The organism is Haloarchaeobius sp. FL176, from assembly GCF_024609245.1.
Lineage (GTDB): Archaea > Halobacteriota > Halobacteria > Halobacteriales > Natrialbaceae > Haloarchaeobius.
On sequence record NZ_JANJYH010000001.1, the window covers coordinates 357,922 to 373,534 of the forward strand.

Genomic DNA, 15,613 nt, shown 5'->3' on the forward strand with positions numbered 1-15,613 from the left:
GTGGTGTCATGAACAGTAAGTTTGGCCAGCCCGGAAGGGGGGGAGTGGTGGGCCAGGCGTCAGCGGTGGTTCAAAACGCGCAGTTGGGGAGTAATCCATACAGTTTCGACGTTCGGCGAGGAGATAGCCACACGCGTAAGCAGTGACAGTCGGAGTCACTCTCATCGATTAGTACCGGCTCGCTCGCTCCCGAAACGCACAAACCTCTCGCCCCCACTCGTCCAAGCATGCGATTCGTGCCCGACGGCCGTCGATACGCCGGCCTCCTGTTCGCCGCCGCGCCGGTCGCGACGGTCCTGGCCACCCCCATCGCCGGCGCGGCGTTCGTGCTCGCCGGCGCCGCGACGCTGCACTTCTTCCGCGACCCACCACGGTCGCCGCCGCCGTCGGGCGTCGTCTCGCCCGCCGACGGCCGTGTCTCCGTCGTCCGCGAGGAGGACGACCGGCTCCGCGTCGGGGTGTTCATGAACGTCACCGACGTGCACGTCAACCGCGCGCCGATCGCGGGGACGGTCCGCGAGGTCGAGCACGTCCCCGGAGCACACGGACCGGCGTTCTCGAAGGACTCGGACAGAAACGAGCGCGTCCACCTCCGCATCGACGCCGCCGAGGAGGCTGCGGGTCCGGCCGGCGCGCTCGACGGCACCGAAGTCGAACTCACGCAGATCGCCGGTGCGTTCGCCCGCCGCATCCACCCCTGGGTCGAGCCGGGCGCGACCGTCGAGCGCGGCGACCGGGTCGGCCACATCGCGTTCGGGAGCCGAGCCGACGTGCTGTTCCCGTCCGTGGTCGACCGCTCGGACCTCGAGGTCTCGACGGGCGACACCGTGCGCGCCAGCGAGTCGGTGCTCGCGACGGTCGAGTCGGCGACGGACGAGACCGCCTGAGCCAGTCACTCCCAGCCGACCAGGGACTTCAGCCACCCGTAGGCTGTCGACGCGACGTACAGCCAGCCGAGCATCAACACGACGGCGAGCGCGAGCCCGAGAAGACCACTGAGGAGGACCAGGGGGTACGACACCTCGTCGAGGCCCCCGACCTGCTGGACGACGAGGTCCGGAAGCTCGACGAAGACGGAGAGGAAGCTCCAGGTCCCGAGCGCGACCCCGACGACACCCACGAGGAGGAAGGCGGCGAGTCCGACCACCTCCACGAGCTGGACCCGCTCGACGGCGTCGAACATGGCTGTAACTCGTCGCGACGGCCACTAATCGGTTCGGGCGGCCGGGGACGGAACTTTTAGGCCGGGGAATCCCGTCGATGAGAGCGTGAACTGGGACTCCCTTCGCGAACGACTCTCGCTGTCCGGCGACGAGGGGAGCGACGCTACAGACGACGGTGACAGCGTCGCCAGCGACTCTCCAGCCGAGAGCGGCTCCGACGGTGGCCCGCGGGTCACCCGCCGTCGCGCACTCACCGCACTCGGCACCGTTGGGTTCGCTGGCTCCGCGAAGGCCCTCGACAACGTGGTGGTCGGCTACGGCATCCTCGAGGGGACGAACCTCCGCGACCAGGACCTCGCGACGGTCGCCGGCCAGCGGCTCCACCCCCGCCGGACCTGGACGAGCGTCCAGGGGAACGAACTCGTGTTCGCGGACCGGACCGCCTTCCTCTCCGGCGACGGCGTCGACGAGACACTCGACCTCGCGACGGCGACCAGCGCCGACGCACGGGCGCTCGACGACGAACTCGGCTTCGAGCTGTTCGAGCCGCTGGTCGCCGCCGACGACACGCTCGCCCGGATGGTCGACGAGGACCCGGCAGCGGTCGACGGCCTGCGGTTCGAGTTCTCGACGTACGAGCCGTTCTTCGAGCGGGTCCGGGACGGCGACGCGCGGCCCGGTGCGGTCGCCTGGCTGCGGGAGAACCGCTACACGGACGTCGAACCCGCGACCGTCGAGGCCTTCGCGGGTGCCGACCCTCGCGAGCCGAAGGCCGTCGTCGACGGCCTCGTCGGCGCGTTCCGCGGACACACCAGCTACGACATCCCCAGGTATGCGGCCGGCTCCGTCGAAGACAACGTGTTGCTCGGCAGCGTGGACCTGCGCCAGCACTTCGAGTCCCCGACGGCCTTCGAGGCACTGGAGGACGGCCGCAACAGCGGGCTGTTCTGTTACGAGTTCGTCTACCGCTCGGTCGAGGCACTGCACTCCGTGTCCGCGTACGAACAGACGACGCCGGTGTTCGGGGGGCGCGTCCACGACGAGCGCCACAAACACGCCTTCACCGCCATCGGGAGCGTGCTCCGGGAGGACGACCAGCTCGTGATTCCGATGACGTTCGTCGACTACACCCACTCCACGCTGTACGACGACCTCGCGCTCCGCGGCGTGATGGGCCGCGGACTGGAGGCGTACAACGACCGCCACCGGGCGACCGACATCTACTGGAACAACTGACGCCGGCCGCCCGCACGGTCCGTCCGCCCGGAAACTGTGTCACCCGAACTCTTGCGGCGTGGAGATGGCCCGCGTAGTCGTCCTACTGACCGTGGAGCCGCTCCAGCGCCGCCTCGAAGTCGGCCATCTCGATGACCAGGTCGGCGGTCCGCTCGTTGGCCTCCTCCGCCGGGATTCCCTCCGCTATCTCTCGGATAGCGCGCATCGAGGCGTCCCGCACGAGGCCGTCGATGTCCGCGCCGGTCATGCCCTCCGTGCGTGCGGCGAGTTCGTCCAGGTCCACGTCGTCGCCCAGTGGCCGACCCTCGACGGTGACCTCGAATATCTTCCGACGACCCGCCTCGTCCGGCTCGGGCACGAGGATGTGCGTGTCGAGCCTGCCGGGACGCAACAGCGCGTCGTCGACGTGGTGCTTGCGGTTCGTCGCGGCGAGCACGACGAGGTTCGGGTTCTCCGCGAGCCCGTCGAGCTCGGTCAGCAGCTGGGAGACGACGCGCTCTGTCACCTCGTTCGTCTCGCTCCCGCGCTGGCCCGCCACGGCGTCGATCTCGTCGAGGAAGACGATGCTCGGTGCGGACTGGCGGGCGCGCTCGAAGACCTTCCGGACCGCCTTCTCGGACTCGCCGACGTAGCGGTCGAGCAGTTCGGGGCCGTCAACCCGGATGAAGTTCACACCGGACTCGCCGGCGAGCGCGCGGGCGAGCAGGGTCTTCCCGGTGCCCGGCGGGCCGTGCAGCAACACGCCGGACGGCGGCGTGGTGTTCGCCGCCTCGAACAGCGGCCCGTACGCCAGCGGCCACTCCACGGCCTCGCGAAGTGTCTCCTTGGCGTCGTCCAGCCCACCCACGTCGGAGAAGTTCACGTTTGGCTTCTCGGCGATGTACTCCCGCATCGCGGAGGGTTCGACGGAGGCGAGCGCGGACTCGAAGTCCGAGCGGCCGACCGTCGGGTTCTGGTTCCACTCGCTGCGGGCCTCCTCCTCCGTCGGCCGGTTCCGGATGGCGATCATCGCCGCCTCGCTGGAGACACTGTCGAGGTCCGCGCCGACGAAGCCGTGAGTCCGGCGCGCGATGCGGTCGAGGTCCACGTCGTCGGCCAGCGGCATCCCGCGGGTGTGCACGTCGAGGATCTCCCGACGCCCGTTCTCGTCCGGCACGCCGATCTCGATCTCGCGGTCGAAGCGGCCGCCTCGGCGGAGCGCGGCGTCGATGCTGTCGACCCGGTTCGTCGCCCCGATGACGACCACGTCGCCCCGGGACTCGAGCCCGTCCATCAGCGAGAGGAGCTGGGCGACCACGCGGTTCTCGACGTCGCTCTCGTCGTCGCGCTTTCCCGCGATGGAGTCGATCTCGTCGAAGAAGACGATGGCCGGCGAGTCCTCCCGGGCCGCCTGGAACGTCTCGCGGATCTTCTTCTCCGAGTCGCCCTTGTACTTCGACATGACCTCGGGCCCGGAGACGTGGTGGAACGAAGCGTTGACCTCGTTGGCGACCGCCTTCGCGATGAGCGTCTTCCCCGTCCCCGGCGGCCCGTACAGGAGCACCCCACGGGGCGGATCGATGCTCATCTTCCGGAACAGGTCCGGCTCCGAGAGCGGCAGCTCGACCATCTCTCGGACGAGTTCGAGCTCGTCGTCGAGGCCGCCGATATCCTCGTATGTGACCCCCGAGGTCGGCTCGCTGGGCTGTGACGCCGAGGAACCACCGCTCCCGCGCTCGGACGTGGCACCGCCGGCGGTGCCCGACTGGCCGCTCGTCGCTGTCTTCGGCGTCGTCGTGGACCCAGTCCCCTCGACGACGATTCGGGTGCCGGCCGTGATGCGGACCGGCGACTCGGGTGTCGTCTCGGCGATGCGGAACGGCTCCGCCGCGATGCGCTCCAGCCGGATGCGCTCGCCGACGCTGACCGGGTGGCCCTCCAGGTCGCGCGTAATCGCCCGCTCGACGATGCCGTCGGGGACGTCACGTAGCGACTCCGGCGGCGAGAGCCGGATCGTCGTCGCGTCCGTGACCTCCTCGGCGTAGACGCGGACCTGGTCGCCGACGTTCGCGCCGGCGTTCGCCCGCGCGTCGGCGTCGATCTGGATGACCCCGTCCGGCACGTCGGCGTCGGCCGGCCACACCTTCAGGACCGTGCGACGCGAGCCCTCGACGAGGACGGTGTCGCCGCTCAACACCCCCAGGTCACGACGCGCCGATTCGGTGACGCGGGCGACCCCTCGGCCGGCGTCGCGCTTCTCGGCGGCTCGCACCGTCAACAGCACTTCCGTCCCTCCCTCGGCACTCATACTGGTTCCTTTCGGTCGGACGCTCTTGAGAATTGTCCTCTCGTGACATCGAACCCGGCTTCAGTCTCGGACTCACGACCCGGACAGGCCCGGGAAAACACCGATGGTTCTTGCCGTCGTTGTCTCGACCATGGTCGCCACGACACAGCGAGACGGCGAGACCTGGTACGAGTGCGAAGACTGCGGGCTGCTGTTCGACGACCGGGACGACGCCAGAATGCACGAGGCAGACTGTGACGGCGAGGACCCGTCGTACATCCAGTAGCTACAGCTTCGCCTCCTGCTCGGCCGCGAGGTCGGCCGCCTGCTCGCGCGTCTGGGCGGTGGTCCAGCGCACCTTCGCGGCGTCGCGGTACGCCAGCGCGTCCTTCAGCTCGTCGCGCAGGACGCCGTGCCCAACCTCGACGACGGTGCCGTCCGCGTCCCCGAGTTCGTACACTCCCAGCCTGTCGGGCGCGCCGGCGACGGTCGACCGCTCGAACGCTTCCCAGCGGCGCTGCAGTGGCATCAGACGACCTCGTAGGAGTGCTCGCTCATCTCGTCCTCGGCGAAGACGAAGACGCGGCCGCGGGCGGTCTCCGGGTCGGCCTCAACGACGACGGCGTAGCCCTCGGTGCGCACCGTGACGCCCGGGAACACCTCCTCTTCCTCGTCTGGGTCGAGGATGACCCGGCCGACACCGGTGGAGTCGAGGATGTCGTCGTGCGTCTTGCGGTCGTTGACGTACAGCATGACGCCCTCGGTCTCCGTGGGGTCGGTGACGAGAATCTGGACGTGCTTGCCCGGCGGACAGCGCACCGAGTCCTCCTTCCGCTGGGGGACGCCGTTGTAGAACGTCTCCCGCCCGTCGGTGTACTCGACGACGACGCCGCCGTCCTGCAGTTCGACGCCGAGCGTGCTCGGCGCGATGTCGCTCCGGTTGCTCATGCTCCCGACTTGTTCGCCGGTGGGCAAAAGCGACGCGATGCAGTGAGCGACCGTCGCTCGGATGAACCCCTGCCGGAGTGGCAGGTTTGGGTGGCACCACAACCCCCAAGTTCCCCCTCGTCATCCGGTCGCACATGGACGGCCACGGCCGCGCCGTCGCCCCCGCCGCGGGGACGGTGTGCAACGCGCTCGCGACCGGTCGAGGCTCGGCCTTCGCCATCGACCTGAAGACGACGGCGACGGTCGACCTCGACGCGACCGGTGCGTACAGCGGTGAAGTGGCGGACGCGCCAGCTGCCGACACCACACTCGTCGAGCGCTGCGCCGAACTCGCGGTCGCGGAGTGGGGCGACGGCGAGGGCGCGACGGTCCACACCGAGAGCGAGGTCCCGATGGCCGCCGGCCTCAAGAGCTCGAGCGCGGCAGCGAACGCGACCGTGCTGGCGACGGCCGACGCGCTCGGCGTCGACCCCGACCCACTCGACGCCTGCCGCCTCGGCGTGCGGGCCGCCCGCGACGCCGGTGTCACCGTCACCGGCGCGTTCGACGACGCCAGCGCGAGCATGCTCGGTGGCGTCACCGTCACCGACAACCAGCGCGACGAGCTCCTCAGCCACGAGGTCGTCGACTGGGACGTGCTCGTCTGGTGGCCCGACGCGCAGGCATTCAGCGCGGACGCAGACGTCGAGCGCTGCAAACGGGTCGCACCGCTCGCGGACCTCGTCACGGACCTCGCGCTCGACGGCCGCTACGGCGAGGCGATGACGGTCAACGGCTTCGCCTTCTGTGGCGCGCTCGGCTTCCCCACCGAACCGCTGCTCGAGGGGATGCCCGCCGTCGACGGCGTCTCGCTCTCGGGGACCGGCCCCAGCTACGTCGCCGTCGGGAGTCAGGACGCACTCGAATCGCTCGCAGGACACTGGACCGAGAGAGAGGGAACTACATGGCACACGACGACACGACAGACCGGCTGCCGGACGAGATGACCCTCGACGAACTCCGCGCGGAGATCGAGGAGATAGACCGCGACCTCGTCGAACTCATCGCGAGACGGACGTACGTCGCAGACACCATCGCGGAGGTCAAGGCCGACCAGAACCTGCCGACCACCGACGAACAGCAGGAGCAGGCGGTGATGGACCGCGCCGGCGCGAACGCCGAACGCTTCGAGGTCGACGCCAACCTCGTCAAGGCCATCTTCCGGCTGCTCATCGAGCTGAACAAGGTCGAACAGCGAGAGTCCCGGTAGCCTGTCAGCGGCGACTCAGACCTCGTAGCGGAGCAGAACCATTGATGCGCCATCGGAGCCCGTCCAGAGAACCCTGACGGTGTCACCGGCCTGGACGTTTGATACTGTCACGCTGTCTCCCTGTGTGACCGTGCCGGAACCGGGCCAGGGCTGCGTCTCGCCGTCGACTTCAACCGCGACGTCGCCGCCTTCGAACGAGTCACCGACCTCGTGCGTGATGGTGAGTTCGCCGGCGGCCTCGTCGTAGCTCGTCGCGAACTCGACCTGTGGGGCCTCGGCCATGTCGGCGCTGCTTCCGACGTTCAGAACGAACGCCCCCACGACGGCGGCGAGGACGACCAGGAGCGGGATGAGGACGAACATCCCGACGGCGAGTGCGACGAGTAGTTTTACCCAGGTGGGTAGCTCTCGTATCGATTGAACGACATCTGCCATATGAAACGGGCCTCTGGCACGTGAAATAAAGATTTGGTTTCGAGCTGGCTGTCGACCGCGAACCGATCAGCGGGCTACTCCACCGGACCCTGCGTCCCCGCACACAACCGCCGTGGCGGCGGCAGCGGAGACGAGTCGCGGCGGCCGGAATACGAATCTGACGAGGCGGTCCTCGCCGCCGTCGTCCCGCTTTACGTGTATATCACCGAGGGAGTCGCGGCTCGCGCGCCCGAGTAAGCGGTGGGAGGGGAGACGCTCCAGTGCCTGTGTCGCCCGCACGCGAGTCAGTACGTCCAGCGTCGCCGGATGCGGTCCGCCACTTCCGGGTTCTCTTCCCGGAGTGACGCCACGTCGCGGTCGCCGTCCACGTTGACGACGTGGACCTCACCACGGCGCTCAGTGTAGCTGTCCTGGAAGTCGTAGACGACGCCGACGACTGTCACCCCGTCGGAGACGTCCTCGCTCTCGAGCAGGAACTCGACCTGCCGGTCGACGTTGTACTCCACGAGGTGGTTCACCGCCGTGGAACGGTCGAGGTCGGCCGGGAGCATCTCGACGCCGGGTTCAAGGAAGTCACTGAGCAACGACACCGAGTGCTCGATGCCCGCCGGTTCGTCGATGCCCTCCGTCAGGGCGTCGTAGGTCGCCGTCACCGCCCCACAGCCGGTGTGGCCGACGACCAGCGCGACCTCGGTCCCCGTATGCGCCAGCGGGTAGAGCACGTCCCCCGACACGACCGGTCCCGCGTCGCTCTCCTGGACGACCCGGTTGCCGATGTTCCCGCAGGTGAACAGCCGTCCCGGCCGGTCGTTGCCCCAGACGTGGTCCTGAAGGACTCGGGAGTCCGAACAACAGACCGTCACGGCTTCCGGGTGCTGTGCGTCCTGTACGTCGTCGAACCGGTCCACGAACTCCCTGGCGTGTTCGGCGTTCCCTGCCAGAAGGTCTGTGATCGTCTCCCTCATGATGCGTAGCGCGGCTGGCACCGAGTAGAATCATTCGGTCTCGCCAGGTGCTCTGGAGAACGGCGCATCCGGCGGAATACGGGCGATACTGGCCGATCCCGGGTAGATTCGAAGGCCAAAGCTTACCGCTGAACTATGGGGTGACGCGGCCGACCCTCCGGAGGTTCGCGAGTCGCACGCGCATCGATCACACCCCGCCCGAGCACGCCGGGGCGCTGTCCACCGTGTTTGTCCATCTCCACCGCTGAGGCCTCGACACGACCGCTGCTGCGACGCCTCCGTGGGGCGCTCAGAAGTCCGCCCGCTCCAGCCAGTCGACCGCGGTCAGCACGAACCAGGCCATCCAGACCACGAACGCGGCGAGTGCGGCACCGTACAGCGCGACCCGCGACCCGGCGACGAGCGCGAGCGCGAGCGGAGCCACGACGAGAACGAGTGCGACGACGTTCCGCCGCCAGTCCCTCAGCGCCGCGCGCAACGCGGTCAGTCCCGGTCCCTTCGACACGTCGCGTCGTTGGGTGACCGCGACCAAATAGGTGGGTGCTCGCCGCGACGGCGACCGTCAGCGGCGGCGACGGCGAACGACGAACGCTCCGAGCAACGTCCCGACGAGCGCGGCGACCACCCCGAAGCCGGGGGTCGACCCGGTCGATTCACCGCTCTCGGTCGTCTCGGCTGCCGTCTCGCCCGCACCCGCCGTCTCGGCAGTCGTCCCCTGCTGGGTCCCTTCCGGCGTGTTGATGAGCGGTTGCGTGGTCGCCGACGCGTTCTCTACCTTCGAGAACGAGAAGAACGTCCGTACGGGCTGTCCGTCCGGGGCGACGACCCCGTCGCCCTCGGCGTCGAAGGAGCCGTCGCTGTCGGACGTGTGGAGCGTCGCAGCGAGCGACTGCGTGCCGTCAACGCTCATCGACTCGAACAGCGAATCGTCGATGTCGACGGAGAGATTGTCGTAGCTGCCAGCGTCGAGACTGCGGGTCCCGACCACCTCGGTCGGCGCACCGGCCTGGACCCGCTGGAGCACCACGTAGCCGGGCTGGTTCAGCTGGACGCGGGAGAGCGTCACCGAGGGGGAGTCGGCGCGCTGGCCGTTGTACTCCGCGGCCAGCACTCGGGCCGGACCGTCGGCGCTCTTCCCGACGGGGATTCGGGCGGCGACGTAGCTCCCGTGGAGTCCGGTGACGGAGCTGTCGACCATCGGGTCGAATCCGCCGTCGTCGGGGTTCTTGTCACGGTGCAGGACGATCCAGTAGGTGCGATTCCCCTCGTGTTCGTCCCAGTACTGCTGGTCGATCTGTATCTCGAATTTCGAGCGAGCGCCGCTGTCGATGTCGACGACACCCACGGGCCGGCCCGGCTGGTCACCCTGGTCCTGATGGACGACGAGGTAGCCACCGTTCACCGAGAACATCGACTCCACCACGATGGTCCCATCGTCGGAGACCTGCGGGTCCGCTCTGACGTGGCTCCCGTGAGCCGCGACGGGCGTCGCCACCAGCGTCGACACCATCGCGAACGCGAGCAGGAGGGCAAGCGGTCTGCGCATGTCGTTCCGTGGGGAAGCCGCCGGGAAAGAACTGTCGCTACGCGGTAAAGCTCGCCCCGTCCATCCGCAGGAAGGCGGTCTCGTAGCCCTCGTGGCGGCCGACCTGTGGCGGCGTGACGACGGTGATCTCGACCTCGTCTCCCGACTCGAGGCTGTCGACTCGCGTCCCGTAGTGATACTGGATGTCAGGGTGGATGGCACGGGACAGCTGGCCGTCGTAAACGTCCTCGCCGCCGCGTGTGACCGTCGCGTCCATCGACATCATCGGCAGCACGAGGTCGTTGTGCGGCGTCCGGGCCGAGACGTAGAGGTAGGCGCCTGCGTCGCCAGCGAGCTCGTTCTCGGCGGCTTTGAGGACGAACTCCGCCTCGTCGACGCTCTGGGTGCCGACGGTCTCGCCCGGCAGCTCTCCGGGGGACGTGGCGACGCCGGTGGGCATCATGCCCATGTCCATCGGACGAATCGCACCGGGGTCGCCGGCCTGGTCGAGCTCCTCGATGGTGAGCTGGTCACGGACGGCCTGGTTGAACTCGAATCCGAGGTCGACGGTCGTCGGCTCGTCGAACCGGCCGGCGAACGACCCCATCGGCTCGGCGCTCAGCGGGCTGGCGGAGACACGGGCGGTGTAGCTCCCGTCGCCGGCGAGCGTGAAGTTCCCGCCGTAGTGAAAGCCCATACGCTGGGAGAGCATCGGGTAGATGACCTCCTCGCTGACGGTCTCGCCGTCCTGCAGTATCTCGACGCTGACGCCGGATTCTGGCAGGACCACGCCCGTCTCCTCGTCCCAGACCTGGACCATCAGGTGGACCGACTGACTGTCCTCCCGCTGGTGTCTGGAGAGGTCGCTGCCGGTGACCGTCCAGAAGTTGTGGGGCACCGCGAGCATCAGGCCGAACGAGTAGTCGCCACCCATCGACATGCCGGACTCCGGCATCGCCATCCCTTCGAGGTAGGACTGGACGTAGACGCCGTCGGGCCCGTCTGTCACGGCTGTCTCTGTCGGGGTCGCGGTCGGCGTCGGCGTCGGCGTTCCGGTACCGTCGCCCTCGCTACCACCGTCGCCGAGACATCCCGCTGCGCCGGCGAGGGCCAGGCCGGGCAGCGTCCGGAGGAGTTGGCGGCGTTGCATGTAATCCCCTAGCGAGAACCTGTAAAAAACCGTTCTGGTTCGCCCGTCGAATCACCCGCCGACTGGTCGGGCGAGAATCCACAGGGAGAGAGCCGTGTAGCCCACAATCAGCGCCACCAGCGGCGGCGTGTCCCCGGGGTGCAGCTGCGTCCGGGGCCTCAGGTGGGCCGCGACGGCAGCGACGGCGTCGAGGAGATATACGTCATGTACCCCGACGGGCGTATACAGCAGCTCCCGTACGAGAACTGGGGCCGACGTCCGGTCAGTCGTCGAGGTACGTGTCGCGCATCGTCCGTGCGAGCAGTCCCTCCCGGTCGAACGCAACTGCGACGGCGACGAACGGGTCGCCGACGGGGTCGAGCACGAACACAGAGCGCGCCACACCGTCGTCGTCCCGCGAACGGTTCACCCGTAGCACCAGCGGCTCGATGGGCCGGGTACCACGCTCGAACCCGGCGAACAGCTCGCCGCTGCTGTCCCCGAACACGTAACAGACGCCCGTTTCCTCGCCGTCGGTGTCGCGCAGCACCGTCGAGTTCATCCCGGATCCACTGGTCACAGCCTCCGCCCAGGCGTCCTGCGCTGCCTCGAAGAGATTCGTCGTCTCCGGCACGAAACGATATCGCGTCGCGCGCTCGACGGCCAGCTCCGAGACCGTCGGCGGCGACGCCTCCCAGTCCAGCGTCGCCGACACCAGTGCGCCCGGCACCACGTCCCCGAGGGCGTCCGAGTCGGCGACAAAGGTCGGCTCGTACTCGTGGGCGTCCGGGTCCTCGTCGGGCTCCGGTAGCGAGACGAACACCCACTCCTCGTCGCTCCGGGGGCTCGCCAGCGCACGGAACCGCCCGCTCGTGGTTCGCATGGTCGTGCCGAGGGACCGACGCCAGTTAACGCACCCGGAACGGGAATCCGTAGATTCAAACCGCTTCCACCGCCTTGTACCCACGATGACTATCCCGACGTTCGTAATCGGTATCGCGGGCGGAACGGGGGCGGGGAAGACGACCGTCGCCCGCGAGGTCGCAGACACAGTTGGCGAGGCCGTGACACGCATCCCCCTCGACAACTACTACGAGGACCTCTCGCACATGCCACTCGAAGAGCGCGAGGAGGTCAACTACGACCACCCCGACGCGTTCGAGTGGGAGCTGCTCGTCGACCAGCTCGACTCGCTGCTGATGGGCCAGCCCATCGAGATGCCCCAGTACGACTTCGAGATACACAACCGAACCGACGAGACCGTCACTGTCTCCCCCTCGGACGTCATCGTCGTCGAAGGAATCTTCGCCCTCTACGACGACGACATCCTCGATATGTGTGACCTCCGCGTGTTCGTCGAGACCGACGCCGACGTCCGCATCCTCCGCCGCATCCGCCGCGACGTGCTCGAACGGGGGCGCGAACTCGCCGGCGTCATCGACCAGTACCTCTCCACCGTCAAGCCGATGCACGAGCAGTTCGTCGACCCCACGAAGAAGAACGCCGACGTCATCATCCCCGAGGGCGCCAACCGGATGGCCGTCGACCTCCTCGCCGAGAAGGTCGAAGCCGAGACCGAGGGTGGGCCCGACGGGGAGACCGCCCGCGCGTGGGAAGCCGTCGAGGAATCCGACCGGACCACCGTCGAGCCCTCCGACCCCGAGGCGGACTCCCCCTCCCCGAACTGACCGGGACAACAGGCAATTTTTATCACTCTCCGTTCGAGATGCGTCCACATGAGCGCCAAAAACGGCTCCGACGGCGACCTCCAAAGCCCGGCCCGCGTCGAGGGGGGGTTCCTCAAGCAGAACGCCTGGCTCAAGCCCTTCGCATTCATCCAGTTGTTCCTCATCCTCTCGCTCCTCGTCCTCGACCTCGCGAACGACCTCATCGTCCAGATCCAGGGCCGCTTCAGTAACGTCCTGTTCGGCATCATCCTGGCAGTCGTCGCGCTGACCCTCCTCACCGGTGTGATCGTCCTCGTCGTGAACGCGTACCGGTACGTCACGAACACGTAACCGCCACTCTGTCGGCTGTTTCGCGGATTCAGTAGTCGGAGCAGGGTCGATGTGCTACGAAATCGACGGGGATATTCTTAGATTCGAAGCCGGTCCGGTCACGTTTCGGAACGGCAACACGGCGACCCGTCCGTGTCACTACGAGAACGCTTTCTTCGGGTGTGTTGCTCGTCGTTGGCTTTCTCTTCGTCGCTATCCGGAGACTGAACATTCCAAAGAACACTACTGATTACAGCCAGAGAAAAGCGTATGGAGGAGAGGGTCCGCACACTGTTTGTCTACGATGCAGACTCTATGGTCGCTCTCGACAGCGACGAATTATCCAGTGCTGCGGACGCGCTGGTGGTTCAGACTGCCCATAGCGTCAGCGAGGCACTCGACCGTCTGACAACCGATGCCTTCGACTGTGTTCTGTCGACCTATCAGTTGCCAGACGAAGACGGGGTAGCTTTCCTCAGTCACATCAGAGATTTCGATACCGACCTGCCGTTCGTACTGTATACACACAGCGGAAGTGAGCAGATTGCAAGCGACGCAATCTCGACGGGTGTCTCAGAATATATCAGAAACGATCCCGACACGGACCAGACAGAGACAGTTGCCAGTCGACTCCTCGCAGTGGCAAGTGAGACACCCGGCGATTCGGAGGCGAAAGTCCGCGAACTCACGGAGGCGACAGACGACGTTCTCTGGCTCATTTCCGCGGATTGGGATGAAGTACTGTTCGTCAACTCGGCGTACTCCAGAGTCTGGGGGCAACCGGAAGCAAAACTGCGAGACGACCCACGGGCGTTTCTGGAGGCTGTTCACCCCGAAGACCGCCCACGTGCCGAGAAGGCAGTCAACCGTCTCAGAGCCGGAGAGTCAGTCGAAATCGAACTTCGGGTCGATTCGACCGAAGAATCTCAACGGCGAGTCTCGATTCAGGCCGAGCCGATTTTCGACGCGGATGGAAATGTAAGGAGAATTGCAGGGGCGTCTCGCGAGGTGACCGAACAGCGTCTCCGACAGCGCCGTCTGGGCGAACAACAGCAAATGGTCCAGAGCATCTTCGATGCAATCCCGGACGTGCTGTACACGTTCGATACCCACAGCACCCTGCTCCGGTGGAACGACCAACTCGAGGCAGAAACGGGCTACGACGCAGACGAGATAGAGGAGATGATCGTGACCGATTTCGTCCCGGCAGACGAAGTCGAAAAGATCGCAACCAGTTTCCAGTCGATTATTGAGGATCGTCGGTCGGTGACAGTCGAATCAGCCTTCGAAACCAGCGACGGTGAACGTGTCCCCTTCGAGTTCACTGGTGCTCCGCTGGAAGATGCTGATGGTAGTCTGCGCGGTGTGACCGGCGTGGGGCGGAATATCTCCAACAGAAAGGAGCGGGAACGCCGCTTCGAAGCAGTCTTCAACAACACCTACCAGTTCACCGGAATTATGTCGCCCGACGGAACACTGCTTGAGATAAACCAGACAGCAATCGAATTCGCCGGGCGCAGTCGCGAGACACTCGTCGGACAGAAGATCTGGGACGCATACTGGTTCCAATCAAACGAGACGGCCAAACGAACAGCAAGAGAGGCCGTCGAGACGGCCCGACGCGAAGAGCTGTTCCGGGAACAGATCTCCGTCCAGGGTGCCGATAGAGAGGCAGTTATCGACTTCTCTGTCCGGCCAGTCGTCGACGACAGCGGTAACATAGAGCTGTTAATCGCCGAAGGACGGGATATCACTCGCCTCTCAGAGCGGGAGCAACAACTCGACGTGACGAACAGGTTTCTCCGCCACAACATCCGGAATAAGCTGACCATCATCCAGGGCCACGCGTCGGTTATTGAAGAGGCCGACGACGACCAGTTACAGTCCTACGGAAACAGGATTCTGATGGCAGCGACTGACCTCGACGGGTCTGCCGAGATGGCACGGAACATCCACGACGTGATAGAGGCTGACCCGACACCCAAGAGAGTCAATCTCGCCGGACAGATCGAGAAAGCCGTTTCAGACGTGGGAGACGAGTATCCGGAGGCCAACCTGCCAGTTGATTCGCCAGAATCGGTCACAGTCGCCAGCCTTCCGTCGCTTCACGAGGCACTTGGCGAACTGCTTCGCGTCGTATTCAGGGATACCACAATCTCCAATCCGACGGCGAAAGTTACTGTCACACAGGACGAGTCAATAACTCTCGAGATAACAACTGTCGACGGTGGTCTTTCCAGCATCGAACAGGAAGTGCTGGCGGGCGAAATAGACCTCAATCAGATACGGCACCCACAAGGGCTGGGAATCTGGTATGTCTACTGGCACGTCTGGTACTCCGGTGGCCGAGTCACAATCGACGGGAACGATGTACGGATTCACTTTCCCGAGTCATGAGGAATTTACTCAGATCGCCACTCTTCTCGCACCGTGCTACACGACGTTTCAGGACCAGCTCAGAGAGATCGAAACCACTTTCTATCATCCATCTGAGTTATACGCCCCCAGAGAGTCGATGGCCCGACGCGGGTCGATAAAACACAGCAGGTGCGTTCGAGTTTCAAAGGCCAAGACCCACCGCGATCAAGTCTCTCCCACGGCGGGTAGCCCGAGTGCGGCCGCACTCACTGGGCGGACGCCAAAGGTGTAGTGCGTATACCAGCAGAAGGCCCCATGTTATCAAAAATTATATGTTCTCCT

The 15,613-nt window shown here is 66.2% G+C and carries 18 protein-coding genes and 1 pseudogene; 9 read left to right on the forward strand and 10 right to left on the reverse strand.

What is annotated here, in order from left to right:
- The first annotated feature begins 227 nt into the window (after positions 1-227).
- On the forward strand, positions 228-887 hold the full coding sequence (locus tag NO978_RS01825; RefSeq protein WP_257297804.1) for a protein sorting system archaetidylserine decarboxylase: 660 nt from the start codon (positions 228-230) through the stop codon (positions 885-887).
- A 5-nt stretch (positions 888-892) separates the two neighbouring features.
- On the opposite strand, the gene NO978_RS01830 is transcribed toward NO978_RS01825, so the two are convergent.
- Positions 893-1,183 carry a hypothetical protein gene (locus tag NO978_RS01830; protein ID WP_257297805.1) on the reverse strand — a complete coding sequence of 97 codons (291 nt, stop codon included), beginning with the start codon at positions 1,181-1,183 and terminating at the stop codon, positions 893-895.
- A gap of 85 nt (positions 1,184-1,268) precedes the next feature.
- Here NO978_RS01830 and NO978_RS01835 point away from each other — a divergent pair, with 85 nt between their 5' ends.
- Positions 1,269-2,399 (forward strand): hypothetical protein, encoded by a 1,131-nt coding sequence (locus NO978_RS01835; RefSeq protein WP_257297806.1) that lies wholly within the window; start codon positions 1,269-1,271, stop codon positions 2,397-2,399.
- A gap of 82 nt (positions 2,400-2,481) precedes the next feature.
- On the opposite strand, the gene NO978_RS01840 is transcribed toward NO978_RS01835, so the two are convergent.
- On the reverse strand, positions 2,482-4,686 hold the full coding sequence (locus NO978_RS01840) for an AAA family ATPase (RefSeq protein ID WP_257297807.1): 2,205 nt from the start codon (positions 4,684-4,686) through the stop codon (positions 2,482-2,484).
- A gap of 130 nt (positions 4,687-4,816) precedes the next feature.
- Between NO978_RS01840 and NO978_RS01845 the strand changes: the two genes are divergently transcribed.
- The gene (locus NO978_RS01845; protein ID WP_256301167.1) at positions 4,817-4,951 is read left to right on the forward strand and encodes a hypothetical protein; all 135 of its coding nucleotides are present in this window, start codon (positions 4,817-4,819) and stop codon (positions 4,949-4,951) included.
- Here NO978_RS01845 and NO978_RS01850 read toward each other — a convergent pair whose 3' ends face one another.
- Together NO978_RS01850 and NO978_RS01855 are read right to left on the reverse strand one after the other, a co-directional pair.
- Positions 4,952-5,194, reverse strand: coding sequence for a hypothetical protein (locus NO978_RS01850; protein ID WP_257297808.1), 243 nt, complete (start codon positions 5,192-5,194; stop codon positions 4,952-4,954). It lies immediately after the preceding gene.
- Entirely contained in the window at positions 5,194-5,613 is a 420-nt protein-coding gene (locus NO978_RS01855) for a DUF5796 family protein (protein WP_257297809.1), read from the reverse strand. Before NO978_RS01855 ends, NO978_RS01850 begins: the two co-directional genes overlap by 1 nt.
- 134 nt (positions 5,614-5,747) lie before the next feature.
- On the opposite strand from NO978_RS01855, the gene NO978_RS01860 reads away from it, so the two are divergent.
- Together NO978_RS01860 and NO978_RS01865 are read left to right on the forward strand one after the other, a co-directional pair.
- Positions 5,748-6,599, forward strand: a complete 852-nt coding sequence (locus tag NO978_RS01860; RefSeq protein WP_257297810.1) for a shikimate kinase — start codon at positions 5,748-5,750, stop codon at positions 6,597-6,599.
- The gene (locus NO978_RS01865; RefSeq protein WP_257297811.1) at positions 6,557-6,862 is read left to right on the forward strand and encodes a chorismate mutase; all 306 of its coding nucleotides are present in this window, start codon (positions 6,557-6,559) and stop codon (positions 6,860-6,862) included. Before NO978_RS01860 ends, NO978_RS01865 begins: the two co-directional genes overlap by 43 nt.
- Before the next feature lie 15 nt (positions 6,863-6,877).
- Here NO978_RS01865 and NO978_RS01870 read toward each other — a convergent pair whose 3' ends face one another.
- From NO978_RS01870 to NO978_RS01895, 6 genes are all read right to left on the reverse strand, one after another.
- Positions 6,878-7,297, reverse strand: a complete 420-nt coding sequence (locus NO978_RS01870; protein WP_257297812.1) for a type IV pilin N-terminal domain-containing protein — start codon at positions 7,295-7,297, stop codon at positions 6,878-6,880.
- Positions 7,298-7,581: 284 nt separating this feature from the next.
- Positions 7,582-8,262: a carbonic anhydrase gene (locus NO978_RS01875; RefSeq protein ID WP_257297813.1), complete on the reverse strand. Its 681-nt coding sequence runs from the start codon at positions 8,260-8,262 to the stop codon at positions 7,582-7,584.
- 289 nt (positions 8,263-8,551) lie between these two features.
- Positions 8,552-8,767 (reverse strand): hypothetical protein, encoded by a 216-nt coding sequence (locus NO978_RS01880; RefSeq protein ID WP_257297814.1) that lies wholly within the window; start codon positions 8,765-8,767, stop codon positions 8,552-8,554.
- Positions 8,768-8,824: 57 nt separating this feature from the next.
- Positions 8,825-9,808, reverse strand: coding sequence for a PGF-CTERM sorting domain-containing protein (locus NO978_RS01885; RefSeq protein WP_257297815.1), 984 nt, complete (start codon positions 9,806-9,808; stop codon positions 8,825-8,827).
- A 37-nt stretch (positions 9,809-9,845) separates the two neighbouring features.
- Positions 9,846-10,937, reverse strand: coding sequence for a fe2+ transport protein (locus NO978_RS01890; protein ID WP_257297816.1), 1,092 nt, complete (start codon positions 10,935-10,937; stop codon positions 9,846-9,848).
- Positions 10,938-11,199: 262 nt separating this feature from the next.
- Entirely contained in the window at positions 11,200-11,799 is a 600-nt protein-coding gene (locus NO978_RS01895) for a DUF6663 family protein (RefSeq protein WP_257297817.1), read from the reverse strand.
- A gap of 85 nt (positions 11,800-11,884) precedes the next feature.
- On the opposite strand from NO978_RS01895, the gene udk reads away from it, so the two are divergent.
- From udk to NO978_RS01915, 4 genes and pseudogenes are all read left to right on the forward strand, one after another.
- Positions 11,885-12,604, forward strand: a complete 720-nt coding sequence (udk, locus tag NO978_RS01900) for a uridine kinase (protein ID WP_257297818.1) — start codon at positions 11,885-11,887, stop codon at positions 12,602-12,604.
- A 48-nt stretch (positions 12,605-12,652) separates the two neighbouring features.
- Positions 12,653-12,934: a hypothetical protein gene (locus tag NO978_RS01905; protein WP_257297819.1), complete on the forward strand. Its 282-nt coding sequence runs from the start codon at positions 12,653-12,655 to the stop codon at positions 12,932-12,934.
- A gap of 249 nt (positions 12,935-13,183) precedes the next feature.
- Positions 13,184-15,310, forward strand: coding sequence for a PAS domain S-box protein (locus NO978_RS01910; protein ID WP_257297820.1), 2,127 nt, complete (start codon positions 13,184-13,186; stop codon positions 15,308-15,310).
- 7 nt (positions 15,311-15,317) lie between these two features.
- A pseudogene (locus NO978_RS01915) lies at positions 15,318-15,517 on the forward strand (IS1595 family transposase); the annotation flags it as partial.
- Between the last annotated feature and the right edge of the window lie 96 nt (positions 15,518-15,613).

Coding starts and splice junctions, on each gene's coding strand:
- udk (WP_257297818.1), top strand. CDS start 11,885: ATGACTATCCCGACGTTCGTAATCGGTATCGCGGGCGGAACGGGGGCG.
- NO978_RS01830 (WP_257297805.1), bottom strand. CDS start 1,183: ATGTTCGACGCCGTCGAGCGGGTCCAGCTCGTGGAGGTGGTCGGACTC.
- NO978_RS01865 (WP_257297811.1), top strand. CDS start 6,557: ATGGCACACGACGACACGACAGACCGGCTGCCGGACGAGATGACCCTC.
- NO978_RS01840 (WP_257297807.1), bottom strand. CDS start 4,686: ATGAGTGCCGAGGGAGGGACGGAAGTGCTGTTGACGGTGCGAGCCGCC.
- NO978_RS01875 (WP_257297813.1), bottom strand. CDS start 8,262: ATGAGGGAGACGATCACAGACCTTCTGGCAGGGAACGCCGAACACGCC.
- NO978_RS01870 (WP_257297812.1), bottom strand. CDS start 7,297: ATGGCAGATGTCGTTCAATCGATACGAGAGCTACCCACCTGGGTAAAA.
- NO978_RS01850 (WP_257297808.1), bottom strand. CDS start 5,194: ATGCCACTGCAGCGCCGCTGGGAAGCGTTCGAGCGGTCGACCGTCGCC.
- NO978_RS01895 (WP_257297817.1), bottom strand. CDS start 11,799: ATGCGAACCACGAGCGGGCGGTTCCGTGCGCTGGCGAGCCCCCGGAGC.
- NO978_RS01890 (WP_257297816.1), bottom strand. CDS start 10,937: ATGCAACGCCGCCAACTCCTCCGGACGCTGCCCGGCCTGGCCCTCGCC.
- NO978_RS01860 (WP_257297810.1), top strand. CDS start 5,748: ATGGACGGCCACGGCCGCGCCGTCGCCCCCGCCGCGGGGACGGTGTGC.
- NO978_RS01855 (WP_257297809.1), bottom strand. CDS start 5,613: ATGAGCAACCGGAGCGACATCGCGCCGAGCACGCTCGGCGTCGAACTG.
- NO978_RS01825 (WP_257297804.1), top strand. CDS start 228: ATGCGATTCGTGCCCGACGGCCGTCGATACGCCGGCCTCCTGTTCGCC.
- NO978_RS01845 (WP_256301167.1), top strand. CDS start 4,817: ATGGTCGCCACGACACAGCGAGACGGCGAGACCTGGTACGAGTGCGAA.
- NO978_RS01885 (WP_257297815.1), bottom strand. CDS start 9,808: ATGCGCAGACCGCTTGCCCTCCTGCTCGCGTTCGCGATGGTGTCGACG.
- NO978_RS01905 (WP_257297819.1), top strand. CDS start 12,653: ATGAGCGCCAAAAACGGCTCCGACGGCGACCTCCAAAGCCCGGCCCGC.
- NO978_RS01910 (WP_257297820.1), top strand. CDS start 13,184: ATGGAGGAGAGGGTCCGCACACTGTTTGTCTACGATGCAGACTCTATG.